This window comes from Serratia quinivorans (assembly GCF_052113645.1).
Classification (GTDB): domain Bacteria; phylum Pseudomonadota; class Gammaproteobacteria; order Enterobacterales; family Enterobacteriaceae; genus Serratia; species Serratia quinivorans_B.
In genome coordinates this window covers 256059-280874 of the sequence record NZ_JBIEIU010000005.1, presented here as the reverse complement: position 1 = coordinate 280874, position 24816 = coordinate 256059, and the positions used below count along the sequence as shown (strand labels likewise).

Genomic DNA, 24816 nt, shown 5'->3' with positions numbered 1-24816 from the left:
AAGGCCCGCAAGCTACGGGCCTGAGTTTGATGACAAAGTTGTCTTTGAACCCGAGATACCCGGGCCTAGCGCACCGAGGGGCCATTATGGGACACGTCCATGTGTCCCACCCTGCGGGCCGACTCGAAGTCGTTCCCATTTGCTCCCGGCAAATGGGTCGGCGGACGAGCCGCTACGACCCCTTCGGCACGCTCTCCCTAATAACGGGCTTTGTCAGCCGTCTGAGGATCGTAAGCTGCGGGCCTGAGCCAGTTTTGCCGCCATCGGGTTCCCGTTGTTTGATTGGTGATCCGGGTGGGTGAAAAACGTTCGAATAATAACGGGGATCGAGAGGGAGAATGAAAGAACCCCGTGACGTTTGCCACGGGGGAAATGCGGATCACCAGCCTTTAACAGCGTCGCCCTTGTAGATTTCGGCAGCGCTGGCGGCAACCTCATCGGTTTGGTAGGCCTTGACCAGATCCTTCACGTTTTCGTTGTTCTGGTTATCCACCCGGCTGGCGAAGACATTGACGTAAGGTGAATTCTTGTCTTCGACAAACAGCCCGTCTTTGGCCGGCGACAGGCCAATCTGGCTGGAGTAATTGGTGTTGATGATCGCCAGTGCGATCTGTTTATCGTCCAGCGCGCGCGGCAACTGCGGCGCTTCTATTTCAACGATTTTCAATTTCTTCGGGTTGCTGACGATATCCAGCGAGGTAGGCAGCAGCCCAACGCCTTCCTTCAGCCCGATCAGCCCCTGTTTTTGCAACAGCAGCAGTGAACGACCAAGGTTGGTCGGATCATTGGGCACGGCGACCTGTGCACCATCCGGCAGTTGGCTGATCGACGAGATTTTTTTCGAGTAACCGGCAATCGGATAAACGAAGGTGTTGCCGACCGGCACCAGTTTGTAGCCGCGCTCCTGGATCTGCTTTTCCAGATAAGGCTTGTGCTGGAAGGCGTTGATATCGAGATCGCCATTATTCAGCGCCTCGTTGGGCAGCACATAATCATTGAAGGTCACCACTTCCACATCCAGATCGTACTTCTGTTTGGCGACTTTCTGCACCACCGCCCACATTTCCTGATCGATGCCGGAACTGATGCCGACTTTGATGTGGTGGGCGTCTTGTTCAGTGGGGCCACAGGCGGTCAGCAGCAGGGTGCTGGTCACTGCCAGCGCCGCGCTGAGTTTTTTTAGTGTCAATGTCATTTCCCAGAGTCCTTGTCAAAATAGCCTGCTGGTTATTGCGGGCTGAAGAGTGGCACTGACTCTAGATAATCGTCTGGCTAAAATAAAATACTGATTCTCTATGATTAATAGCGATTAGCTATGAGCAAGGGGCTGGCTCCACGGCTGCGCGTTGATGCCCCGTTTCGAATATGTCCGTGTCTTGAGGTTCGGCGCTTGCCGTTGGGATAATCGGTGAGAGGCCCCCTGTTTGTGCCCTGGCATACAGTTTGTTTTGACGGGGGTTCCGCCCGCTTATTATGATGAAGGAAAGCCCGACCGGGGCGCGAATAGCCAAAGGAAAAGAAAATGCAATTTAACATGTGGCGCAAGGCGCTGCTGCCATTGGTGGTTTTGACTTGCGTATCAGCGGCTCAGGTTCAGGCGGCGGAAACCGTGGCGGAACCGATCCCGAAAACGTTGTTGGGCAACTGGCATGTCAGCAAAATCCTGCCGACGCAAACGGTGGGCTGCTGGGATGAACAGCAGGCGAAAGGCCTGATCGGCGGCAAAATCAGTTACAAAGCCGAAGGTTTCACCTGGAACGGGACTGAGTTGAAAAGCGACGGCGCGACCGTTAGCACGGTGGAGGCGCAAGAGTTCGTCGAGGACAACTCCGGCAGCAGTTCCTATATCGATTTCCCGATGCTGGGCATCAGCACGCCGGCGGTTGAACGGGTGATGATCCAGCATGCGGATACCCCGATTAAAGGTATCACCGATCAGGGGACCGAAGGTGTGCCGGGGGATAACGTGCTGGTAAAAGACGCCAACACGCTGATCCTGTCGGTGTGCAACGTTTGGTTTGAAGCCCAGCGGGTGCGGTAATTTTCGCCCACTGAGTTATCTGGTCCTGCCCTCATTCAGTCAGCGCAATGCGACCGAAGAGGGCAGAACTCCCTTCCGGGGTAATGGCCGACAGCTGAAAACCCGTTGATTATCGAATTCAATAAACTCCCCCTCATACTCCCGCGTTTAGGGGGTTAACTCCGTGGCCTGGAAATGCGGCCCGTTAACCAACTCCCCGTTCATCCCCCAGGTTTCTGAACTAAAATTACCCATAACGGGACAACAGAAATGTTGCCGCGCAAGTAGGGGTCTCTATGAATCAATGACAGGAGGCGCTATGTGCTACCAACATATTATGATTGCCACCGACCTGAGTGATGACGGCAAACGGCTGGTGGAAAAGGGCGCGAGGTTGGCTGCCGCGCTGCAGGCCAGGCTCTCTCTGATCTACGTGGATATCCACTACGATACCTACCATGCGGCGATTGGTTTTTCTGAGCGAAGCTACGACGGCGTACCTTTTGAAGACAAGATCAAGAAAGAGCTGGAGCCGCTGACCCAAAACGTAAATTACCCGATCAACGAGGTGATCGTCGGCCACGGTGATTTTATCGAAGAGTTGAAGAATGCGGTGGTGGATAAAAACATCGATCTGGTGATCTTCGGCCATCACCACGATCTGTGGAACAAACTGTTCTCCTCAACCCAGCATGCCATCAACCAGTTAAATGTCGACGTGCTGGTCATACCGATCAAGCAATAGCAAGTTTATTAACCCTGCCAGTATTCACTCTGGCAGGGTGACGGCATCACTGTGTGAAAAAGTCGTTATACAGCATGTAGAGGTGCGCCGCGCTCCAGGAGAAATTCGGTGCGCCCTGTTGCCTACCGGTCAGCGGATTGTAGTTCTCGCGGATTGGCCCGTCGACATTCCACCTAGGGGCTTTAAAGGGCGGCTGAGGTTCAGGCCGTGGCTTCATTTTCAATGCAAATGTGAACGCCGTCTCTTTTAGATGAGAACACCGCCAGCCTGAACCCCGTCAGCAAAGGGCAAGATGCGACTAACCAAACATAAGTTAGGTTATACGCCGGAAAATTCTATCCGTTTGTTTTATTAAGATTATTATAAGAATAAAATGCTGCGTTACGGCTAATGATTATTTTCGACTCTTTATGACGGGTAAAACCGAATTTATTATTTGATGGCTATCACAGAATTAACGCTGAAACCCGGTTCATTCGTCTTACGATCCTCTTCCCAAATCCTCGTTAAAGCTTTTAATCCCACTTTACTGATTTTCATGCCCGTTATAAAACAAACGTATGTTTAAAAACAAACAAGTGTCCAATATGACCAGCAGAGAAAAACAGATATTGCATCTTCTGAGACGTGATCCTTTGATCCCACAGCAGGAAATTGCCGATGTTTTAGGCATTAGCCGCTCTGGTGTCGCCGGGCACATTATGAATTTAATGAATAAAGGATATATAAAAGGTAAGGGTTATATATTGTCGGAGCACAGCTATGTGGTGACCGTAGGTTCCACCAATATGGATGTCTGCGGTTATGCCTCCTCTAAATTGGTGTATGAGGATTCCAATCCGGGAAAAATAAAATGCACGCCCGGCGGAGTCGGCAGAAATATTGCGCAGAATGTCGCCTTATTAGGTCGGGAATGTCACCTTATTTCCGTCGTCGGTGATGATTTCTATGGCGAAACCTTATTCGAACAGGCAAAGCTGGCGGGAGTGCATGTCGACAGCTTCCATAAATTACACGGTGAAAATACCTCCACCTATGTCTCTTTGCTCGATAACAGCGGCGAAATGCTGGTCGCAATTAACGACATGCGGATCCTTGAGAAACTCACTCCGGCGCTATTGGCCACGTCTAAAGAATTGATTCAGCATGCAGGCGTGCTGGTGGTTGACTGCAATCTGACCGAAGACGCACTGGCCTGGCTGTTCGGGCACTCCGGCAGCGTGCCGGTGTTTGTTGACACCGTATCGGCGTTTAAAGCGCCCAAAATCCGCCGTTGGCTCTCGCATATCCATACGCTCAAACCGAACCGTCTCGAAGCCGAGATCCTCAGCGGCATGGCAATTCACGGGCCGCAGGACGCGCCAGCGGTGGCCCACTGGTTCCATCAACAAGGGGTGCAACGCCTGGCGCTCAGCATGGGCCCTGCCGGCGTTTATTACAGTGAAATTGACGGGCAAAAAGGCTGGTCGCAACCACTGGCCGTCGACATCGTCAATGTGACCGGTGCCGGCGACGCCATGATGGCGGGGCTGGCCCACTGCTGGCTGGAAGATATGACGCTGGCGGACAGTATTCGTTTTGCGCAGGGCTGCTCGGCATTGACGCTGGCATCAGAATTTACCAATAACCCTAATCTGTCGAATGGCAGTGTTCAAAAACTGTTGGAGCTACAAGCATGAAAAACAACATTATTTCCCATGACTACCTGGACGTTTCGCCGGAAGTTACCGAGGCTTTGGCCAACAAACGCCCGGTTGTGGCTCTGGAATCTACCATCATCTCTCACGGTATGCCTTACCCGCAGAACGCGCAGACGGCGCTGGAAGTTGAACAAAAGATCCGTGATAACGGCGCAGTGCCCGCCACTATTGCCATCATCAATGGCCGCATGAAAGCGGGATTGAGCCGCGAGGAAATAGAACTGTTGGGCAAAGAGGGCCATAAGGTGGCGAAAGTAAGCCGCCGTGATCTGCCGTTTATCGTCGCAGCCGGCAAACACGGGGCGACCACCGTGGCCTCAACCATGATTATTGCCGAGATGGCGGGCATTCACGTCTTTGCCACCGGGGGGATTGGCGGCGTGCACCGCGGCGCAGAACACACGTTTGATATCTCGGCGGATCTGCAGGAACTCGCACGAACCAATGTCGCGGTGATCTGCGCCGGAGCCAAGTCTATTTTGGATTTGGGGCTGACCACCGAATATCTCGAAACCTACGGCGTACCGCTGATCGGCTACCAGACCCAAATGTTACCGGCATTCTTTTGTCGTACCAGTCCCTTTAGGGTCAGTATTCAGTTGGATGCCCCGGTGGAGATCGCACGCGCGATGGCCACCAAATGGCGGACCGGCCTGGAGGGGGGCATGGTGATTGCCAACCCGATCCCGGCGCAGTATGCGGTGCCAGAGGAGAAAATTAATGCCGCCATTGAGCGCGCAGTGCGGGAATCGGTTGAACAGGGGGTTCAGGGTAAGGACAGCACGCCATTTTTATTGGCCAGGGTGGCTGAGCTGACCGGTGGCGACAGCCTGACCGCCAATATTCAACTGGTGTTCAATAATGCCAAGCTGGCCGCACAAATTGCCTGCTGTTATCAGGAGGAAGCGGCCTAAGACGACGCGTTATTCCTTAAGTTTTACCCTATAAACAACATTAAATAAAAAACCGGCCTGAAAGGTGGAGGGGAGTGCTTTGTCCTTTTCACCTTTCAGGATAGGTACATTGACATACCCAATATATTTTTCGCTACGGCTGAAATACGACGGGTATAAAGGGATGGATTTATGGACTTACTACGCAGCTTATTAGGTATCTGTATTCTTCTCCTTATTGCTTTTGCTTTTTCCAATAACCGTAAAAGAATCAGCCTGAGAACCGTGTGCAGTGCATTACTATTGCAAGTGTTGCTTGGTGCGATAATGTTGTATGTGCCCGCTGGCAAGTGGGTCATTAATGCCATTGCCGGCGGAGTCAATAAAGTGATTTCGTACAGCGATGCCGGTGGCTCATTTATTTTTGGCGGATTAGTCGGGCCGAAAATGAATGTCTTGTTTGACGGTTCCGGCTTTGTTTTCGCTTTTCATGTTCTACCGGCCATTATTTTTATTACCGCACTGATCTCGATTCTCTATTACCTTGGGGTGATGGGGTGGGTGATTAATCTGCTGGGTTATGTATTCCAAAAGATGTTGAGGATCAGCAAGGTTGAGGCTTTTGCCGCGGTGACCACCATCTTTTTAGGACAAAACGAACTGCCTGCGGTACTTAAGCCTTTTATCAACAAGATGAGCCGCAATGAGCTGTTTACCGTGATTTGCAGCGGAATGGCGTCGATCGCTGGATCGATGTTGGTAGGTTATGCCGGCCTTGGCGTACCGATTGAATATCTGCTGGCGGCGTCGTTGATGGCGATCCCCGGCGGCATTCTGTTCGCACGTATGCTCAGCCCGGCAACCGAAGTGTCACAGGTTGAGTTCAGCCAGATGTCGTTCAGTGAAACACGCCCGACGAGCATCATCGAAGCGGCGGCCAGCGGTGCGATGCTCGGGCTGAAAATTGCCGTGGGCGTCGCTACCGTGGTCATGGCCTTTGTGGCGTTAATTGCGCTGATTAATGGCCTGATCGGCGGTGTCGGCGGCCTGTTGGGCTGGGAACATCTTAGCCTGGAAAGGCTGTTCGGTTATTTGTTCTCGCCGTTGGCTTATATCATGGGGGTTAACTGGGATAATGCCGGGGTGGTCGGCGGGCTGATTGGCCAGAAGCTGGCGATCAACGAATTCGTCGCTTACGTGAATTTTTCAGGCTATCTCAAAGAGAGCGTTGTGGTGCTCGATCCTAAAACCATCGCCGTTATCTCCTTCGCGCTGTGCGGGTTCGCCAACTTCGGCTCGATCGCCGTGGTGGTGGGAGCATTCAGCGCGGTGGCACCAGAGCGGGCTTCGGATATTGCCAGCCTGGGCCTGCGCGCGTTGCTGGCCGCCACCTTGTCTAACCTGATGAGTGCCACCATCGCCGGGCTGTTTATCGGTCTTGGCGCGTTGACCGTCACGTTATGACAGCCCTCAGATTGGGGTTCTGCCTGGCGTTGAGTACCGGGGTGTTATCCGGTTGTTGGGCTTGGTTGGCGCAGGCGCTGCAGTTGGCGAGCTGGATCGGCTTTTTAGGCTGCACGACTTATTTTGCCATTCCGCACAAGGGACTGGGCGGTTTGCTGCGAGGTATGGCGGCCAACATCAGTGGCGCATTATGGGCGGCCGGCGCCCTTATGTTTGCGGCGCCGGTAGACAGCCTGTTTGGCAGCATTCTGACCGGTCTGATTTCATTTGCCATGTGTGCGCAAGCCCGTTTGCCGCTGTTGGGTTTTATCCCCGGCAGTTTTATCGGGGCCTGCGCGATGTTCGGTTCTTCCGCCGACACAGTGGCGGTGGTTGAGGCTCTGACGCTGGGGGGCATAATGGGATTTTTGATGCAAAGCAGCGGCCAGTGGTTGGCGAACTGTCGGTATCTGGCTTTGACGCGTCAGTGATTATCCTCCGCTATAAACTTGCGCATTAGATAAGTGACTACTAATGTGTATTCATGAATGAAAATGACATCTTCAAAGCGCTGGCGGATCCCACCCGGCGCACCATCTTTGAAAAACTGGCGGCTGGCAGCATGAATGCCAGCGCGCTGCGTGAAGGCATGCCGATCAGCCAATCTGCGATGTCTCAGCACCTGGCGGTGCTGCGGCTGGCTGGCCTGGTATCCGAGGTGCGACAGGGGCGCTTCGTTAATTATCAGGTTGACCCGCAAGGTCTGGCGTTGATCGCTCAATGGCTGGACAAGTACCGCGCCTTCTGGCCGGCACGTATCGACAGGTTGAACGTTTTGCTAAAGGACATGGATCAATGAACCCGACCGACGCCGAGCTGCCGCCGATGGTGCTGGAGTATCAACTCGATGCGCCGCCAGAGAAAGTCTGGCGGGCAATCGGCATTCCGGCATTGCGCGAACAATGGTTGCCGAATGCCGAACTGGCCGACGCCGAACCGGTTGCCGTGACGCCGGGCGAAGAAATCAGTTATCGAATGCGCGATGACCAGGCCCCGTACCTCGAAAGCACTGTGACCTTGCAGATTTTGCCCGCAGCCGCTGGCGGCGGCTGCCTGTTGCGCGTCATTCACCGGCTGGACGACGCCCGGTTGACGGCGGCGAACGACGGTGGATTACAGCTGATGCGCGCCGCCTGACGTCCAATATTCATCATTACAATCTGAAAACAGGAGTTCACCCATGCGTGAATCGATGCTGCTCGTCCCTATGGTGGTTGAACAGACCGGCCAGGGAGAACGTTCCTTCGATATTTATTCGCGGTTGCTGCGCGATCGCATCGTTTTCCTGAACGGGGAAGTCAACGATCAGGTGGCTGAAATGCTCTGTGCGCAGTTGCTGTTTCTCGAGGCCGAGAACCCGGAGAAGCCGATCAGTTTGTACATCAATTCGCCGGGTGGGGTGATCACCAGCGGTTTCGCTATCTACGACACCATGCAGTACATCAATGCGCCGGTGCATACGCTGTGCATGGGCACCGCGCGTTCGATGGGATCATTCCTGCTGATGGCGGGAGAAGCCGGCCGCCGCATGGCGCTGCCCAATGCCAGCCTGCATGTGCATCAGCCGCTGGGCGGTTTTCAGGGGCAGGCGTCGGATATTCTGATCCACGCCGAAGAGATGAACCGCACCAAACATACCGTGATCCGCCTGTACGCCGAACACTGCGGTCGCAGCTACGAAGAGGTCGAACGTGCGCTCGATCGCGACCGCTTTATGAATGCAGACCAAGCGGTGGAGTGGGGGCTGGTTGATAAAGTGCTACGGGCTCGCTGACTAACTGTCCCGTAAGCAAGCAAGGACCTGCTGATAATTGCGTGATAAGAGCGATAGCTTGCTGGAGAACTTATGCAAGAACGGCGACGGATCAGCGGCCAGTCGCCAGTGCAAAGGTACTAACCCGATAGCTATGAGCTGATTGCCATAACGAATTTTTGCCTTCCTTTTGTGAACGTGTCCATTTCCTGAAATTTCGTGAATTCCCTCTCAAATCTGATCACAAACCTACCCGGATATCTTGCGGCTTTTTTCAGTGGATGATAGTAATGCACTACTTCACAAAATAAAGTGAAGAAGGAAAGTACATTACACAATCAGTTCACAAAGGACACCCCATGTCAGAACTTAAATTTGCCACACGCCTGAATTCATTTGCCTCGGGGGCTCATCTTTACTGGCCGGAACAGCAAGGAAAACCTTCCGTGTCACAAATGATCGAACGTGCAGCTACGGTTAAAGGATTGACACATCTGGACCTGAATTATCCGCAGCATATGACCGGCGACATCAAAATGATGCGTCAGAAAATTGAGGAAGTCGGGCTGGCGGTAAACGGCATGCAGATGCGTTGGGATGCTCCGGAATTCAAAATCGGTGCATTTACTCATCCGGATCCGAAAATTCGCCGTCAGGCGATTGAATTAACCAAGCGCGGTATCGACGCCGGGCGTGAATTCGGTGCCAGCATCATGACGCTCTGGATGGGGCAGGACGGCTTCGATTACTGCTTCCAGGCCGACTATAAAAAAATATGGGAAGACGCGGTCGGCGCGGTTCGTGAAGTGGCGGAATATGCACCGGATATTGATGTCAGCATTGAGTACAAACCGAATGAACCACGGGCTTACAGCATATTCCCGAATGCCACCACGTGCCTGCTGGCGGTGGAAGAAGCGGGTTGCAAAAACCTCGGCATCACTTTGGATTTCGCGCATGTGCTGTTTGCGAACGAAGTCCCGGCGTTTGCTGCTGCTATGGTGGCCCGTCGGTCACGGCTGCTGGGGCTGGATCTCAATGACGGCTGGGGAAAACGTGACGACGGTCTGATGGTCGGATCCGTGAACCCGCGTGCCACGCTGGAATTCCTCTTGCAAATGAAACGTGATGGTTACAAAGGGGCGTATTACTTCGATACCTTCCCTGACGCCAGCGGGTTGGATCCGGTACGTGAAGCGGAAACCAATATTGCGACAGTTCTGCGTTTACTCAAACTGTGTGAAAAACTCGAAAACAACCCGGCGCTGACCGAAGCCATCAGCAGGCAGGACGCCGTCGCCTCGCAGCAAATCGTCAATAACGTGATGCTGGCGCAATAAAAGCGAACCGCACAGCGCATGTCGCTGTAACAACCATAAAAATAACAATCGAAGGCCAGATGATGAAAAAATTCTTACTGTCTGTACTCACTACTACCCTGTTTTGCACCAGAGTTTATGCCGCAGATTTGCCTCCATTGCAGTCTGATACGGAGCCGGATCGTACTGACTGGACGCAACTCACCGCTAAATATGGTCCGTTACCGACGATTGATAAATCGCTGAAAATCGGGGGAGTGTCTAAAACGCTGACCAATGAATACTGGCGCTCGCTCGGCCAGGGCTATAAAGCATTCGGTAATAAACAGGGTATTACCGTCGAATATCAGGCTGCGGCCAATGAAGATGACCAACTCGGTCAGCTTTCTATCGCGGAAACCCTGATTTCTCAGGGCTTCAACGGGTTATTGGTTTCTCCGCAGACGGACGCTAACCTGCAACCGGCGTATGAGTCAGCCAAAAGCAAAGGCATCGCCGTGGTGAACGTCAATGATGCCGTAATGCCGAATGCCGCACATTACGTCGGTAACGTGCAGAAAGATAATGGCGTGCGTGTCGCGAACTGGTTTATCAAGCAACACCCTGAAGGCGGGAAAGTAGCGGTAATCGAAGGCCAGCCAGGCGTTTATGCGGCCTCCCAACGTACCAAAGGTTTTAAAGAGACCATACAGACCAGCGGAAAATTCGCCGTCGTTGCCAGCGTTCCGGCCAACTGGAGCCGTGAAAACGCCTACAACGCCGCAGCCACTATCTTGCAGCAACATCCTGATCTGATTGGCTTCTATGCCAATAACGACGGGATGGCGCTCGGTGTGGTGGAGGCCGTGGCTGCCGCCGGAAAATCCAAACAGGTGGCCGTATTTGGTACCGACGGTATTTCCGATGCTTACGCGTCTATTAAACGCGGCGAGCTAACCGGCACCGTGGACAGCTTCCCGGTACTGACGGGCGAAGTGGCGATGGAAGTGGTGGTGCGTCTGATTAACGGCCAGAAAATTTCCCGCGTGGTGTCTACACCGCAGGCGCTGATCACCAAAGAAAATGCTGATGCGTTCTCCACCAAAGATAACGCGAAACTGCGTCAGTTGCTGTCTCAGCAACAGTAAGTCTGGTGTCAGAGCACAGGTGAGGAGAGTTTATGGAACAGTACAGTTTGACGATGCGTGGCATCAGCAAAAGCTACAGCGGTGTGGCGGCGGTCCAGGCGGTCGACTTTTCGGTGAGGCCGGGTGAAGTTCACGCGCTGATTGGTGAAAATGGGGCGGGGAAATCAACGCTGCTGAATATTTTGTCCGGTGTGCGTGCCGCCGATGCCGGGGACATTCTGGTAGAAGGGCAGGTTATCCAGATGAAGAACCCGCTTTCTGCACGTCATGCCGGCATTGCGATGATCCACCAGGAGTTACAGCACGTTCCTGAACTCTCCGTCGCCCAGAACATGTTTCTTGGCCGGCCATTAACCAAACTGAAAGGGTTATTTGTCGATAAGAAAGCACAATACAAACGCGCCGTGGCGATCCTGCGTCGTCTGGATCCGACAATCGATCCCGATGAACCGATCAAGAACCTGAAAGTGTCTCAACAACAGATTGTCGAAATCGCCCGTGCACTGCTGGATGAAGCAAAGATCATTGCGATGGATGAGCCGACATCCAGCCTGACGCCGACAGAATTCGAGCGGCTGGCAGAGCTGATTTCAGACCTGAAATCGATGAATGTGTCGCTGATTTATGTTTCGCACAAAATGAATGAAATTTTCAGAGTCTGCGACCGGGCGACGATTTTGCGCGATGGCAAACAGGTTGGCGTGGTGAATATTTGCGATGAAACGGAAGAAAGCATCGTCACCAAAATGGTCGGGCGCAAAATCGAAAAGGTGCACCATCACTCGTATGCCACAGCAAGAGATGTGTTGCGCATTGAGAAACTGAGTCGCGGTAAAGCCGTGCAATCGGCTACGTTCAGCGTCAGGGCCGGCGAAGTGCTGGGGATCGCCGGGTTGGTCGGTTCCGGACGTACCGAACTGCTCAAGCTGATCGCCGGTATTGATGCCAAAACCAGTGGCAGCATTGAGGTCGAAGGTGTGGTGGTGAAGAACCATAACGTCAGTTCTGCCATCCGTGCCGGCATTGGCCTGGTGCCGGAAGATCGCAAAAAAGAGGGCATCATCAAAGAACGCGCCGTCAAAATGAACATGGCATTGCCATCGATGGGACGTTTTACCCGCTACGGCCTGCTGAAAAAAGCTCAGCTGAATAAAACCGCGCTGGAGGTGATGACCGACCTGCGATTGCGTCCGCTGAATATTGAAAAACCGATCGGCACATTAAGCGGTGGAAATCAGCAAAAAGTGATTATTGGCCGCTGGGTCGCAGCTGATAATAAAGTTTTCTTGTTCGATGAACCGACCCGGGGAATTGATATTGGTGCAAAATCTGAAATTTATAATTTAATAGAAAAACTGGCGCAACAAGAGAAGGCCATTGTGGTGGTGTCTTCCGAAATGCCGGAAATAATGCGTATCTCGGACAGAGTGCTGGTTATGCGTGAAGGGAAAATTATCAAAGAACTTATCGGTGATGAGATCACTGAAGAAAATATTGCCCGTTATGCCATTAATGATATGCAGTAAGCGGTCTGAAAACTATTTCCTTCAATACCTACAAAGATGAAAGGCCATGATTATGACGACGCAAAGTAATGTTCAGCCAAAGGCTTTGCCTTCGGCATTATTAAAGTTTAACGTTCGCGATGCCGGTACGCTGATCGGTTTAGTGATTATTTTGATTACTTTCTCTTTTTTATCGCCGGTGTTTTTTACGCTCCCTAACTTGCTCAATATATTACAGCAGTCATCCATCAACGGGATTATCGCGCTGGGGATGACGTTGGTCATTATTTCCGGTGGTATCGACTTGTCCGTCGGGCCGACGGCGGCGCTTTCGGCCGTGCTGGGTGCCACGCTGATGGTGTCCGACGTACCAGTTCCGCTGGCTATTATGGCGACCCTGGGTATCGGTGCTTTGTGCGGTGTCTTTAGCGGTATGCTGGTAGCTTATGCAGGCTTGCAGCCGTTTATCGTGACTCTCGGCGGGCTTTCCTTGTTCCGCGCACTGGCGCTGATTTTCACGAACGGCAACCCAATTTTCGGCATCCCGCTGGAGTTTCGCACCGTCATCAATAGCACCATATTCGGGGTTCCGGCACCGATCGTAATTGTTATCGCCATCGCCGCTATTTTGTGGACGGTGATGAATAAAACACCGCTTGGCGAATATATTCTGGCGGTCGGCGGTAACGAAGAAGCTGCTCGCGTGGCAGGGGTTCCGGTCAAAAGAACCAAAGTTACAGTTTTTGTGATTTCCGGCGTGCTGGCTTCACTGGCCTCGTTGATTTTGATTGGCCGCCTGGGGGCTGCCGAACCGACAATGGGGAATTTATGGGAGTTGGATGCCATTGCCGCAGCAGCAATTGGCGGGGCTTCTCTGATGGGCGGGAAGGGAAGTGTGATCGGTACCCTGATTGGCGCTGTTATTTTAGGTTCACTGCGTAATGGTCTTACACTTCTCAATATTCAGGCATTTTATCAATTGCTTGCTACTGGCCTTATTATTATCATAGCGATGTTGATTGACAGAGCGACACGAGGCAAGTAATGAATCAGGATCCGCGAGCCATAGGCGCTCAAATTCGTATGAAATTGCCACACTTGACGCCACTGGAAAGAAAAGTCGTCGAGGCGATCACCGCTAAAAATGATTTCTCCGAGCACACTTCACTAAAAGAAATTGCGCTGGAGAATAATGTTTCCGAGGCCATGATTGTTAAATTAACGAAAAAATTAAACTTTTCAGGGTTTAGAGATTTTAGAAGCAGTTTGATCTATTACAAATATTCTGAAGTGGCAAATTTACATGCGGAAATTGAACCTGGAGACTCGTCGGAAAAATTACTTGAAAAAGTATTTCGGACGTCAATTCAGGCAATAGAAGAAACCTTATCTATTGTCGATGTTTCGGAATTTAACCGGGCTGCTGACATTTTATTTAAAGCCAGGCACATCGATTTATATGCTGTCGGTGGCTCTGCTGCCGTCGCCAAAGATCTGTCGCACAAATTGCTGAAAATAGGCATTAAAACGACGGTCTACGATGATGCGCATATCATGCTGATGTCGGCAGCAGTCTTATCGGACGATGATGCAGTGGTGGTAATCAGCCATTCCGGTGCCACTCGCGCGGTGAATGATCCGATTAAACTGGCTGCCCGTAACGGTGCCAAAGTTATCGCCATCACCAATTACGCCGAGTCGCCCATTGCGCGCAATGCGCACGTGGTGCTCAATTCAACCTCTCAGGGATCGCACTTGCTCGGGGAAAACGCTGCCTCACGTATCGCCCAGTTAAATATTCTGGATGCCTTGTTCGTGGCGATTGCGCAGAAGGATCTAAAGACAGCGGAAAAGAATCTGATGAAAACCCAGCAGGCGGTTCAGGACCTTCGGGAATACTAGAATGGGTAAAATTTTAGTCACGGGCAGCCTTCATTACGACATCGTGATCCATGCGCATCACCGGCCGGAAAAGGGCGAAACAGTCATCGGCAGCGGGTGTTCGTATAAATTCGGCGGCAAGGGCGGTAATCAGGCCGTTGCGGCGGCGAAAGCGGGCGCGCAGGTGGGCTTTGTGGGGGCCGTGGGCGCAGATATGCAGGGGGAATTCCTGCGCGCTGTACTTGATGAAAACGGCGTCGATAATCGCTTTGTGGCGGTGAATGAAAGCGTAGCTTCCGGCATGAGTGTGGCATTGATGGACGCCGAAGGAGATTACGGCGCAGTGGTGGTTTCCAACGCCAATAATCACATCGATGTCGCGCAGTTTAACGATGACCTGCTGTGGCAACAGGTTGAGATGCTGCTGTTGCAAAATGAGGTATCGGAAGCGGTCAATCTGTCGGCCGCGAAACAGGCAAAACAGCGTGGGATCCGCGTTTGTCTGAATGCCGCACCGGCGCGGGGATTATGTGCCGAGATGCAGTCTGCCGTCGATCTGCTGGTGGTGAATGGCGTTGAAGCTCGTGACCTGAGCGGTATTCCGGTCAATGATTTATCCGATGCCTGCGTGGCGGCAGAATTACTGAGCCGGCATTATCCGGCGGTGATCGTGACGGCAGGTGAACATGGCGTAGCCTGGTGTGAGACTGGGGGCCCTAGCCAGTCGATGCCTGCCGAAAAAGTAAAACTTGTTAGCACTCACGGTGCAGGTGACTGCTTTATGGGCACCTTATGCACTTCAATTCTTCAAGGGGAATCGCTTGGGAATTCTGTAGCAAAAGCCAATCGAGCTGCTGCCGCCCACGTTTCACGTAAACCGACAGCGATAAACTGACTATTTGGGCTGCCAGGTTAAACCAGCGCGTGGGGACCAAGCCTAACCGTGGTCGCAGCGACGAAGAGGTCGAGCGAGCGCTCGACCGCGACCGCTTTATGAATGTCGACCAAGCGGTGGAATGGGGGCTGGTCGATAAAGTATTGCGGAGTCGTAATGTGAGTACCTAAGGCTGCGCCATCACGATGAGATATCAATCTAAATTATAATGGAGAGTTATTATTCTCGTTAGAAGAGTTATGGTTTTTCCATACGAAATCAAGTCCAAAGCCCACCATTGCGAAGTATAAGCTGAAATAGCGTTCTGCCATGATAAAGAAAGAACTGTTGAGCTCAATCACTACATTATTGGTTGTCATTAATAACCCCGACTTCTCTGCTGAGAGGAGAATACGGTTGATGTGCGCACGTGACACTGAACAAAATTTGGCAATCTCTGCTGAAGAAATGAGCAGTAATGGTGAGCCTTGTTCGATGCTTTCTATAAATAGCATCATTAAAACCATGTGCCCGGCATCTTTACTGATGAATAAATTGGCTTGTGGTACCAAATCAATCAGGTAAATTTCTTTAAGCATCAGTTGTCCATAGGCTTCAAAAAACGCCGGTATGAAGTAAGGTGTATCAAGTAATGCGGCGACGGGCATAGAAGGGGCGATCACTTGATAGGGCAAGGCCATGGAGGCGATGAGTGCATGTGTTTCACGCAGTGCGTGTGGCGTAGGTTTATAGAGCAATTGTCGTTTATCTTGTTCAGGATGCATGACCTCCAGCCTACGGCCCACCCGTAGAAAAAACAGGAAAGAATCCAGAGAGTTTTCACTGATGATATTCTTCCCTTTAAAGAATAATTTTACATCTTTCAATCCGGCACTTGGTCGATTGTAATATATAGATAATATTGTCGAACAAATAACGAATCGACTGTTTTTGAAGATTATCTTATAAAATAAAGGGTGTTTTCTATAAGTGTCTTTCAAAATTATGCTGTGTTTTACAATTGCGGAGTGAAATAAATTAGAACTTCGTATTGTTTTTGCCTGTTTCTCCAGGTGAAATTGTATCTGAAACTTGTTTAGGCTCATTTTTCCTATTCCCTGTACTAAATGGCTATGGTATTTATTATTGTTATCTGATTGCTGGGTACTGTTTGGTTATCTGTTTCCCCTGATCATTAATAATTGCCACGTTGACTGTGGCGATCTGGGATAAGTCCGAGTCATTGATGTAATCAATGTAATAACTTTTAGTGCTGTATGGTGCGGTCATCATGTCGCTTTCTAGCTGTACTGAATAATTTCTTTTTCCTAACTGGACTGAAAGGTAAGCGAAGGAAAGGTAGAATGCTGAGTCATTTTTGCAGACCAAACGATAACCTTTACCTGATTTCTCCAATTTAAAAGAGGCGCTATCAGACGCTAGCCCCACTTTCCCCGCCAATTTCTTTGGGCGATAGAAGATCTTCATTTGCGTATTCATCGCAAGTGTCACGCGTGACTGCTGTGGTGGAACTGTGGGTTCACTGGGGGGGATTTCATATAAGTTAAGCCAGAAAACGGACTCTTTATCGGCAGGGAAACCTGCGTCGGCAAGAATGATTTTCAAGCCTTTCAATGCACCAGGTTGCATGCCAAATACACTTGGGAGTGCCACAAAAGGTGCATGGGATAATTCAGGCGCTGTGTTTACGTCACCGTGATCAACCCAAGTTTGCACGACGATAGGATAGCGGTTTGTATTGGCCAGCATCAGTGTTTGTTCGTTATCCCCCTCGTAGAAAATGACACGCGTCGCGGAGGCGATAATTCCCGCCTGTGCGATAGGGGTCAACAGATTTAAAACGAGCAACAAGATATAACTATTTTGTATGGTTCGACTTATCATTATTGCACCTTAACCCAAACATAGGCTTTGGCATCCACTTTGCCAGCGGTAACTGTCTGCCCTGGCAGGCGTTCGAGCGTTGCTGACAGTTGGGTTGTGTAGTGGGTGAATCCTGCGGTAGTGCTGCCTCCACCGCTAGTGCCGTCGAGCACGGGATACCAGCCAGCAGCGTTACCTTGCGAACACTTACCGGAACTGCAACGAGCCCAACCTACAAAGTTCATTGGTGTTCCATTATTGGCATTGGAAAGTGCAATACCCACGCCCGTAGCCACACTAGTGTCACTGCCGTAACCGCTGGAAAGCAGGTGGCTTACTCCACCATTGGCATTAACTAACCCTAGTTGTTGAGCCAATGCGTAACTGTCATAAGGGACTTGCAAACCGAGCGCTGTGTTGTTGGTGTTAATACCGGAAACGGCGGCGTTATCACATTCGATATTGATGGTGAACTGCGCCTGAGAGGTTTGTCCTGCGGTTAATTCACTGACGGAAATTGTTGGCAGGATCACCAGAGGAGTCACATTACGTGCGACGCAGGTGGCAGTATAAGAAAGGGATGATATCGGTGTGGTACCCATGCCCATTGCATTCCAGCGGCCAGTACCCCAGGTGGCAAAATTAGTTGCGGAATCGCTGCCTATTGGGTCTGAGGGAATACCCGGTCCTTGAAATGTGACATAGCCATTTGGCTGCGTGCAGATGTAGTTTGAATTGCCGGTTGTCGAAGCCATACCGGCTAACAAGTTAGCTGCATTGTAACCGCAGTAGTTACTCGCACCCATTCCAGGGAGTGAACTTATCCGGATAAGATCGGCACGGACAGCACTGAAGTCTTTTACCCTTATTTGAATTTTGCTGCCAGTAGTCGCGTAGCGCGTAATGGGGGAGGACTGCCAGTAACGTGTGAATGCTTTGCCTGAATCCAAATGTGTCAACCGAATGCCGACGTAGGGAAAATAGGTGGCGTAGTAATTAGGGTTGCCATCCTGAGCTCCAAGATCGAAATAACCACTAACGCGATCGTCACCGTTTGTGGCAAAAACCTCGTAGATTTGGCCGATGTCACTGATATCACACTCATACAAAACTTTGTTCGGATCGGGATAACGTGTACCGGAAGTAAGGTTGAACACGCTGTTTCCAAGTGGGGTACCGACGGGTTGCAAATATGTACTGGTCAAATTGACCCGACCTAATGCAGTACCTACACCGCAGGCATCACAACCTGAATCAATCCCTGGGGCGACGCGGGTGCATTGAGCTTGTGCGGGCACACTGAGCACGGATATTGTAAGAAATGCGGAACCCGCCCATAAATATGGGGTTAATTTCATAGATACTCCTGATAAATCGACGACTTTAATCACATGAAGCATTAAGCCGCTGAATGGGGCTTTCTTCGATGGAAGACAAGCGATAATGCAACCGACACTGTTGGTTTGCCGATTTGCCCCAACTTAAAAGCAGTTCGTCTTCACGCTTATCGCTGCGTAGGTAAATCTGATTGGCCTGGCCGACCATTCCTATATTTTCACCAGATGAATCTACGACGCTGGTCCCCATGGGTATTGCGCTATTGCCAGGTCGCTGTGCAGTGATCAATAGAGCCTGCCCGCGTAATGTTTTGAAATGGAGTCTGACGGACGCGCCAGCGTAAGGCGCGACGCGTTGTTGACCTTCTTCCAGTTCAGCCTTGTTATTCATTCCCTGAGGATTTAAGGCAATGGTATTGTAATGGTATGGTACCAAAGCCGGTGCTAATGCATAGCCAAAACTGTCAACACGCGCACCTTGCCCATCCATAACTTGTGCTCCGCTGGCTCCAGGGGCGTCAATTAGTGCAAAGGTATCGCCAACATAAGGTCCCAGTGTGACGCCGCCACGATGTGCCACGACGGCACCTTGCAGAGATGCGGAACCTTGCCAGTATTGGCGTGAAGTAGAAACGGACCCTGTCATGTTGGCGTAAGGCAGGCGGGTCTGCAGGTTACCGCCCCATATACTTTGATTGTGGTTGTCGTCGGTGGTGAAGTTCAAACCGTAACTGACAGGTTGGTCTTCGCCAATGCTGCCGGAAAGTGCTGACTGGTAGCTACCGCCTTGGCCTTGGCTGTGATTAGCAAGAAGGGATACGCTTGGTGCAGAGGATGAACGTCCGAGCGGAAAACTGACTGACAAGGCTGTGACAGTTTGTGTGGCATTGGTGAGCGGGCTACGGTATACGCTGTCACCTCGGTAATTTTCGCTGCTATAGCTGTTGCCCAGACTGCGTGTTCTGGTCACAGACAGGTTGAGTGCTACCCCATTGCCAAAGGTTTTCCCCCAGCCCAGCTGCAACTGGTTGTCCCTGCCGCGTTGGTCGCGATAATCCTGTGTCGAACCTGACATGGTCAGGTTGCCCAGCATATCCATACCTTGATTGATCGCAACCTCGAACCGTGAGCGTTGGCGATATAAATCTGATTGCCAGATTTGACCATTATCGGCGGCATGGCGAACCCCCAGGACATCACTAAGATCGCGAAATCCTTCGGTAGAGTAACGGTAACCGGCTATGGATAAGGTGGTATCTGTCGGGCTAAACGTTCTGCTATAGGAAAGATGTAGCATCCAACCTGAAGTGTTTCCCTCCGGCAGACTGGCATGTGAATACGTTGTATCCATGCCGAATGCCCCCAACCAACTGCTGTAAACGCCACCGAGCATAAAAGCCTGGTAATCATCAGCCAACTGATTACCCGCATTGAAGGTGAGGGCGTTTGTCAGACCCTGTTGCCAGGTCAATTCGCTGAATACGTCGTTGTCACCAACATAGCGAGAGCGACCGAGGGTGGCAGAATATCGCGATAAACCCGGACGTATAGATTCCGGCACTGCGGCAAAGGGTACGGTGAAGGTACTGACGCTGCCATCGGCTTCGGTCACTATAACGGTTAGATCGCCGGCGTAATTGGTCGCGTAAAGATCGTTGATAGCGAAAGGTCCGGGCGCCACTGTCGTTTCATATAGCGTACTTTTGCCTTGCTGCACGGTTACGCGAGCATTGCTTTTAGCAACCCCCCGCACTACGGGAGCATAGCCCCGTAAAGCGTCCGGCAACATACGATCATCTGAGCTTAGTTGAATGCCACGAAATCCTAGTCCGGAAAAGAAGTGCCCGTCAGTGAATCCCTCGCCCAGCAATAATTCACTGCGCCAGGGGAAAATGGCTCGTTGTACATACCGACGGCTGGTGTCCAAATGGCTGCCGAATTCAGCGTCGTAACGATAGCTGGACTGCTGGCGATAGCGCCAAAGCTCGACGTTAAAACCGCCGTTGAGGTTGGCATAGGTTGAGTCGAGATCTTTGGCCTGACTTTGACGATAGCTGACGTGGTATTGGTTCAAGTTGTAGTTGATAAAGGCCATCGACTCACCACTGTTCAGGCTGGATGCATTGACAGTGCCGGGCACCCTTCCTGTTAACATTGCCTGTGGAATACTGAGATCCATGCGCAACTGGGAGATATCGATATTCACTGTGATATCTTTGATGTCATGTCCAGGTTGCTGGCAAGTATTCTCCGCCATGACAGGCGTTTTTTTTAACCCAAAACGCGCAAGCTGTTCGAGCTTAAAACAGGGCAACACCTGTTTTTCGTTATTCCTAACAAACACGACCTGATCACGCTCAAGAAAGGTACCGTTAATAAACAGATCAAGCTGATAACTGCCAGGCGTAATTTTGTCCTGCTGATTAAACTGATTTAGTGCGGTATTGCTAAGAATACTGCCGCGTAACAGTGAGGCGTCGAAGGTGTAGTTTTCGGAAACCGCCATAACCGGGGCAACATAGCTTAGAGGCAGTACCAGGTAGAGTAGGGGCTGCCATTGTGATTTTTTAAGCTCGAACATGGGGACCTCCCTATCTGTATTCAGCGTGTAACACTCAGCGTTCGCGGTATTTCAACCCCATAATCATTGATTACGCTTAATGTGGCCTTCAAAGCGCCAGCGGCTAATTCTTCGTTTAGCGGCCAGCTAACTCGTGAGTAGGGTGGGAGCATGTCTGCTTGTTCGATGCTGGTACGTTTCTTACCGTTAATGATCACGGCATGGCTAACATTTGCGTAGTAGGGCGTAGGGTTGCTTATGTGCAATGATTTACCCGCGTACTGGATGTGCAACTGTTCGATGACGTGATTGGCATCATCGTCCAATCCTTCCGGGCGATAAAATACTTTCAGCCGATTGGTGAGCAGCAACATCAACTTATTTTTTTCGCTGTCAGTTTGCTTGACTGCCGGCACCTGCAAAAAATTAAGGTAGAACAAGGATTCACGATCGGTAGGCAGCGCTTTTCCGACATACATAAGGCGAACCATCTGTCCGCTATGTGGATTCATGCGGAATATTTGCGGCGAGACAATAAAAGGAGCATCTGCATTTTCTGGCGTAGACTTTGGATTATTGGTATCCAGCCAAATTTGTATCAACGCCGGTACATCATCGTCATTAGTGAATTGCAGCGTTTTTTCTCGGGCCTCTGCAGGATAAATAACTCTGTTGCCGAGTAGGGTGACACTGGCAGAGACTGTATTAATGGTGAAAAATGTTAGGCAAGAAAATATTAACGCCAAGAAATAAGGGGTGCGTATTATGTGTGCCATAAAAATAAACCAGTAAATGTGGCAAATCATTCGACACTGCCCAGATTTGGACAGTGCCGGTATAATGTGTTGCGTAATCGCGATTTATTTGTAGCTAATGGCAAATTGTGCCGTTGAAATTACCGATCCTGCTGATGCTCCGGTATCTTCTGCATAATAACGGGCAACCAGATTTTGTGAGGTTGATGTCGCGCCCTGGGCTAATGTCATTGCTTTGGTGGCGACAGTGGAACCCGTCGCGAATGACAATGGAGTCAAGGCGTCACTGTCCAATAATTGAATTGATACTTTGGCCGCATCACCGGAATTTCCCAGGTTGCCATTGCTGGTTGGGTTATTGCCGGCCAAGACGGTTTTTATTGCAGTGTCACTGCTTGCTGCAGTGCATCCAGTGACGTTTACCGTAAAAGTAGTATCTCCTGCTGTTGACCCTTTAGCATTAAGTTTACTTACGGGAACGGTAGGGAGTAAGACTACCGGATTGGACTCGTTACCGTTGATATTGACGGAACACGTTTGAGTGCTGACTTCACCTTTAAATTGTACAGTATTGGTGGATGCAGCTATTGATGTGCCAGTGAAAGCGAAGAGCGCGAGTGTGGCTAATTTAACGTTCATGTGAAATACCCTTTAATCTACTTTTTGATAAAGCAATCCTGACAGTAGTGATTTACTGGCGTGAGTGTGTTTAATAATCATGTTGCGTAATTGTTTTTTCAAACGGTCATGCATACATGAATTTTGATCCTAACAAACTAAGAATTATCTCTATAGATATTTTATTTTGGGTGGAAAGTTGGTTGAGTGTATTGTAGCATTTGCTTACATTTGATTTAATGTCATACAAAATAGAAAATAGATCTATATCATTGTGTTGCGTTTTTATTGGGATGCTGTTTTTTTATTTTGAAATATTTTGAAACATATGTGCCTTTTTTGAGGTTTAATAACGGAAAGGGATATCAACTTGGTTCTTTGCATTTGTGTTGCAAGTATGTGTTCAATTTGGTTATTTACTTGTGAAATTACCCCAAAAAAGAGCGGTGACAACGCGTGCTATATATGAAAGAGTAATTTAAATAACAATGAGGGTAGTGCTCGTGAGTGTCATTTATATTGATCGTTCACCACTGTGCCTGCAAGGGATGAAGGCGCTTTTGGGAGGCGAGGTTTTTTGCTTTTCTTTCCCTTCCATTAATTTATTGAAAGTTATAAAAAATTCACCTAACTTGGTAATAATGGATTTTCCTAATAAAATTTATCTTTTCGATGATTACTTAACCTTTATTAATCATGTTCGCAAAATGAACTCGGATGTGAGAGTATTATTTTTTATCGATAAGGTTTCACCAATAGTATTATCTTTGATGGCCAGGGCGACACCAGATATCATATTAGATAAACATGATGATTTGAGTGTGGTGAAGCGAGTCTGTATGGCGTTAATTCGTCGTGAAATTCCGGATGACGTGAGTTATCAATGGATGGAGAGTAAAGTCGCAGCTATCACTAGGGGTGAGGCAATCGTACTTTGTGAAACAGCCAGAGCTGAAAGCATTGAAAATACAGCACGACGTTTGAATTTGAATCCTAAAACAGTGTACTCACATCTCAGTAATGCAAGTAAGAAATTTGGAATTCGCAATCGTGTTGAATTATTTAAAATGCTTGCCTTATTATAATTCTTAATATAAATAAAAATCCACGCCGGGGCGTGGATCTTGGAGTTTGCTGCAGAGGCGGGTGTTAGACGTTAAACAAGAAGTTCATCACGTCGCCGTCTTTAACGATGTAGTCTTTACCTTCTGAACGCATCTTGCCGGCTTCTTTCGCGCCTTGCTCACCCTTGTAGGTGATGAAGTCTTCAAAAGCGATGGTTTGCGCGCGGATAAAGCCTTTCTCGAAGTCGGTGTGGATCTTGCCGGCGGCTTGTGGGGCGGTAGCGCCAACCGGGATGGTCCAGGCGCGGACTTCCTTCACCCCGGCGGTGAAGTAGGTCTGCAGGTTCAGCAGCTCGTAACCGGCGCGGATCACGCGGTTCAGGCCCGGCTCCTCCAGGCCCAGTTCGGCCATGAATTCATCACGGTCTTCATCATCCAGCTCGGCGATGTCGGATTCTACCGCGGCGCATACGGCAACCACGACCGAGCCTTCGCCCGCCGCGATTTCACGCACTTTATCCAGGTACGGGTTGTTCTCGAAACCGTCTTCGTTGACGTTGGCGATGTACATGGTGGGTTTCAGCGTCAGGAAGCTCAGGTAGCGGATGGCCGCCTTGTCTTCCTCGGACAGATCCAGCGCACGCAGCATGCCGGCGTTTTCCAACTGTGGCAGGCATTTTTCCAGTGCGGCCAGTTCGGCTTTCGCGTCTTTGTCGCCGCCTTTGGCTTTCTTCTGTACGCGGTGGATCGCGCGTTCGCAGGTGTCGAGATCCGACAGCGCCAGCTCGGTATTGATAACTTCGATGTCGTCAGCCGGGTCAACTTTGTTGTTAACGTGGATGATGTTGTCGTTTTCGAAGCAGCGAACCACGTGGCCGATCGCTTCGGTTTCGCGGATGTTGGTCAGGAACTGGTTGCCCAGGCCTTCGCCTTTGGACGCGCCTTTAACCAGGCCGGCGATGTCGACGAATTCCATGGTGGTCGGCAGGATGCGCTGTGGCTTGACGATCTCGGCCAGCTGGTCCAGACGCGGATCGGGCATCGGCACCACACCGGTATTAGGTTCAATGGTGCAGAACGGGAAGTTGGCTGCTTCGATACCCGCTTTGGTCAACGCGTTGAACAGGGTGGATTTGCCTACGTTAGGCAGGCCGACGATACCGCATTTGAATCCCATGTTGTTATCACCTTAAATATCTTAACTATCAGCCGGTTAGGTTTAACCCACTGCATAAAGGACGAAATAATGGCGCCATTATACACGTAATGGCCGTTTTT

At 50.6% G+C, this 24816-nt stretch carries 25 protein-coding genes and 1 pseudogene; 17 read left to right on the top strand and 9 right to left on the bottom strand.

The annotated features are described in order from the left end of the window. Window positions 1–379: 379 nt before the first annotated feature. Window positions 380–1195, bottom strand: a complete 816-nt coding sequence (metQ, locus tag ACGS9J_RS12435; protein ID WP_442231208.1) for a methionine ABC transporter substrate-binding lipoprotein MetQ — start codon at window positions 1193–1195, stop codon at window positions 380–382. Between the two features lie 327 nt (window positions 1196–1522). Here metQ and ACGS9J_RS12430 point away from each other — a divergent pair, with 327 nt between their 5' ends. Together ACGS9J_RS12430 and ACGS9J_RS12425 are read left to right on the top strand one after the other, a co-directional pair. Continuing rightward, window positions 1523–2041: a hypothetical protein gene (locus ACGS9J_RS12430; protein WP_442231207.1), complete on the top strand. Its 519-nt coding sequence runs from the start codon at window positions 1523–1525 to the stop codon at window positions 2039–2041. A gap of 298 nt (window positions 2042–2339) precedes the next feature. Further along, window positions 2340–2765, top strand: a complete 426-nt coding sequence (locus ACGS9J_RS12425) for a universal stress protein (protein WP_442231206.1) — start codon at window positions 2340–2342, stop codon at window positions 2763–2765. A 46-nt stretch (window positions 2766–2811) separates the two neighbouring features. Here the strand turns inward: ACGS9J_RS12425 and ACGS9J_RS12420 are convergent. After that, window positions 2812–2928, bottom strand: a pseudogene (locus tag ACGS9J_RS12420) (MGH1-like glycoside hydrolase domain-containing protein); the annotation flags it as partial. 397 nt (window positions 2929–3325) lie between these two features. Between ACGS9J_RS12420 and ACGS9J_RS12415 the strand changes: the two are divergent. The 14 genes from ACGS9J_RS12415 (at window position 3326) to ACGS9J_RS12350 (ending at window position 15511) form a co-directional block, all read left to right on the top strand. Next, the gene (locus ACGS9J_RS12415; RefSeq protein WP_442231205.1) at window positions 3326–4444 is read left to right on the top strand and encodes a PfkB family carbohydrate kinase; all 1119 of its coding nucleotides are present in this window, start codon (window positions 3326–3328) and stop codon (window positions 4442–4444) included. Next, on the top strand, window positions 4441–5379 hold the full coding sequence (locus ACGS9J_RS12410; RefSeq protein ID WP_442231204.1) for a pseudouridine-5'-phosphate glycosidase: 939 nt from the start codon (window positions 4441–4443) through the stop codon (window positions 5377–5379). The genes ACGS9J_RS12415 and ACGS9J_RS12410 overlap by 4 nt, the downstream gene beginning before the upstream one ends. Before the next feature lie 171 nt (window positions 5380–5550). Then, entirely contained in the window at window positions 5551–6822 is a 1272-nt protein-coding gene (locus ACGS9J_RS12405; RefSeq protein WP_442231203.1) for a NupC/NupG family nucleoside CNT transporter, read from the top strand. Next, window positions 6819–7292 carry a DUF1097 domain-containing protein gene (locus tag ACGS9J_RS12400; RefSeq protein WP_442231202.1) on the top strand — a complete coding sequence of 158 codons (474 nt, stop codon included), beginning with the start codon at window positions 6819–6821 and terminating at the stop codon, window positions 7290–7292. Before ACGS9J_RS12405 ends, ACGS9J_RS12400 begins: the two co-directional genes overlap by 4 nt. Window positions 7293–7345: 53 nt before the next feature. Next, on the top strand, window positions 7346–7660 hold the full coding sequence (locus tag ACGS9J_RS12395) for an ArsR/SmtB family transcription factor (protein WP_442231201.1): 315 nt from the start codon (window positions 7346–7348) through the stop codon (window positions 7658–7660). Further along, complete coding sequence (locus ACGS9J_RS12390) at window positions 7657–7998, top strand: SRPBCC family protein (protein WP_442231200.1); 342 nt, start codon at window positions 7657–7659, stop codon at window positions 7996–7998. Before ACGS9J_RS12395 ends, ACGS9J_RS12390 begins: the two co-directional genes overlap by 4 nt. A gap of 43 nt (window positions 7999–8041) precedes the next feature. Next, the gene (locus ACGS9J_RS12385) at window positions 8042–8635 is read left to right on the top strand and encodes an ATP-dependent Clp protease proteolytic subunit (protein ID WP_442231199.1); all 594 of its coding nucleotides are present in this window, start codon (window positions 8042–8044) and stop codon (window positions 8633–8635) included. Between the two features lie 338 nt (window positions 8636–8973). After that, complete coding sequence (locus ACGS9J_RS12380; protein WP_442231198.1) at window positions 8974–9954, top strand: TIM barrel protein; 981 nt, start codon at window positions 8974–8976, stop codon at window positions 9952–9954. Between the two features lie 62 nt (window positions 9955–10016). Further along, the gene (locus tag ACGS9J_RS12375) at window positions 10017–11060 is read left to right on the top strand and encodes a sugar ABC transporter substrate-binding protein (RefSeq protein WP_442231246.1); all 1044 of its coding nucleotides are present in this window, start codon (window positions 10017–10019) and stop codon (window positions 11058–11060) included. A gap of 32 nt (window positions 11061–11092) precedes the next feature. After that, the gene (locus ACGS9J_RS12370; RefSeq protein ID WP_442231197.1) at window positions 11093–12586 is read left to right on the top strand and encodes a sugar ABC transporter ATP-binding protein; all 1494 of its coding nucleotides are present in this window, start codon (window positions 11093–11095) and stop codon (window positions 12584–12586) included. 52 nt (window positions 12587–12638) lie between these two features. Next, window positions 12639–13610 (top strand): ABC transporter permease, encoded by a 972-nt coding sequence (locus ACGS9J_RS12365; protein ID WP_442231196.1) that lies wholly within the window; start codon window positions 12639–12641, stop codon window positions 13608–13610. Beyond that, a complete protein-coding gene (locus ACGS9J_RS12360) occupies window positions 13610–14467 on the top strand; it encodes a MurR/RpiR family transcriptional regulator (RefSeq protein ID WP_442231195.1) in 858 nt (285 codons plus the stop codon). Before ACGS9J_RS12365 ends, ACGS9J_RS12360 begins: the two co-directional genes overlap by 1 nt. A 1-nt stretch (window position 14468) precedes the next feature. After that, window positions 14469–15341, top strand: a complete 873-nt coding sequence (locus ACGS9J_RS12355) for a PfkB family carbohydrate kinase (protein ID WP_442231194.1) — start codon at window positions 14469–14471, stop codon at window positions 15339–15341. A gap of 29 nt (window positions 15342–15370) precedes the next feature. After that, window positions 15371–15511, top strand: a complete 141-nt coding sequence (locus tag ACGS9J_RS12350; protein ID WP_442231193.1) for an ATP-dependent Clp protease proteolytic subunit — start codon at window positions 15371–15373, stop codon at window positions 15509–15511. Between the two features lie 33 nt (window positions 15512–15544). Here the strand turns inward: ACGS9J_RS12350 and ACGS9J_RS12345 are convergent, their stop codons facing one another. From ACGS9J_RS12345 to ACGS9J_RS12320, 6 genes are all read right to left on the bottom strand, one after another. Continuing rightward, complete coding sequence (locus ACGS9J_RS12345) at window positions 15545–16207, bottom strand: hypothetical protein (RefSeq protein ID WP_442231192.1); 663 nt, start codon at window positions 16205–16207, stop codon at window positions 15545–15547. 262 nt (window positions 16208–16469) lie between these two features. Continuing rightward, entirely contained in the window at window positions 16470–17225 is a 756-nt protein-coding gene (locus ACGS9J_RS12340; protein ID WP_442231191.1) for a fimbrial biogenesis chaperone, read from the bottom strand. After that, entirely contained in the window at window positions 17225–18562 is a 1338-nt protein-coding gene (locus tag ACGS9J_RS12335) for a fimbrial protein (RefSeq protein ID WP_442231190.1), read from the bottom strand. The genes ACGS9J_RS12340 and ACGS9J_RS12335 overlap by 1 nt, the downstream gene beginning before the upstream one ends. Before the next feature lie 25 nt (window positions 18563–18587). Continuing rightward, complete coding sequence (locus tag ACGS9J_RS12330; RefSeq protein WP_442231189.1) at window positions 18588–21122, bottom strand: fimbria/pilus outer membrane usher protein; 2535 nt, start codon at window positions 21120–21122, stop codon at window positions 18588–18590. 20 nt (window positions 21123–21142) lie between these two features. Next, complete coding sequence (locus tag ACGS9J_RS12325; protein ID WP_442231188.1) at window positions 21143–21877, bottom strand: fimbrial biogenesis chaperone; 735 nt, start codon at window positions 21875–21877, stop codon at window positions 21143–21145. Window positions 21878–21961: 84 nt separating this feature from the next. Continuing rightward, the gene (locus ACGS9J_RS12320; protein ID WP_442231187.1) at window positions 21962–22495 is read right to left on the bottom strand and encodes a fimbrial protein; all 534 of its coding nucleotides are present in this window, start codon (window positions 22493–22495) and stop codon (window positions 21962–21964) included. A 482-nt stretch (window positions 22496–22977) separates the two neighbouring features. On the opposite strand from ACGS9J_RS12320, the gene ACGS9J_RS12315 reads away from it, so the two are divergent. Then, entirely contained in the window at window positions 22978–23559 is a 582-nt protein-coding gene (locus ACGS9J_RS12315) for a LuxR C-terminal-related transcriptional regulator (protein WP_442231186.1), read from the top strand. A 64-nt stretch (window positions 23560–23623) separates the two neighbouring features. Here ACGS9J_RS12315 and ychF read toward each other — a convergent pair whose 3' ends face one another. Next, window positions 23624–24715, bottom strand: a complete 1092-nt coding sequence (gene ychF, locus ACGS9J_RS12310; RefSeq protein ID WP_442231185.1) for a redox-regulated ATPase YchF — start codon at window positions 24713–24715, stop codon at window positions 23624–23626. Between the last annotated feature and the right edge of the window lie 101 nt (window positions 24716–24816).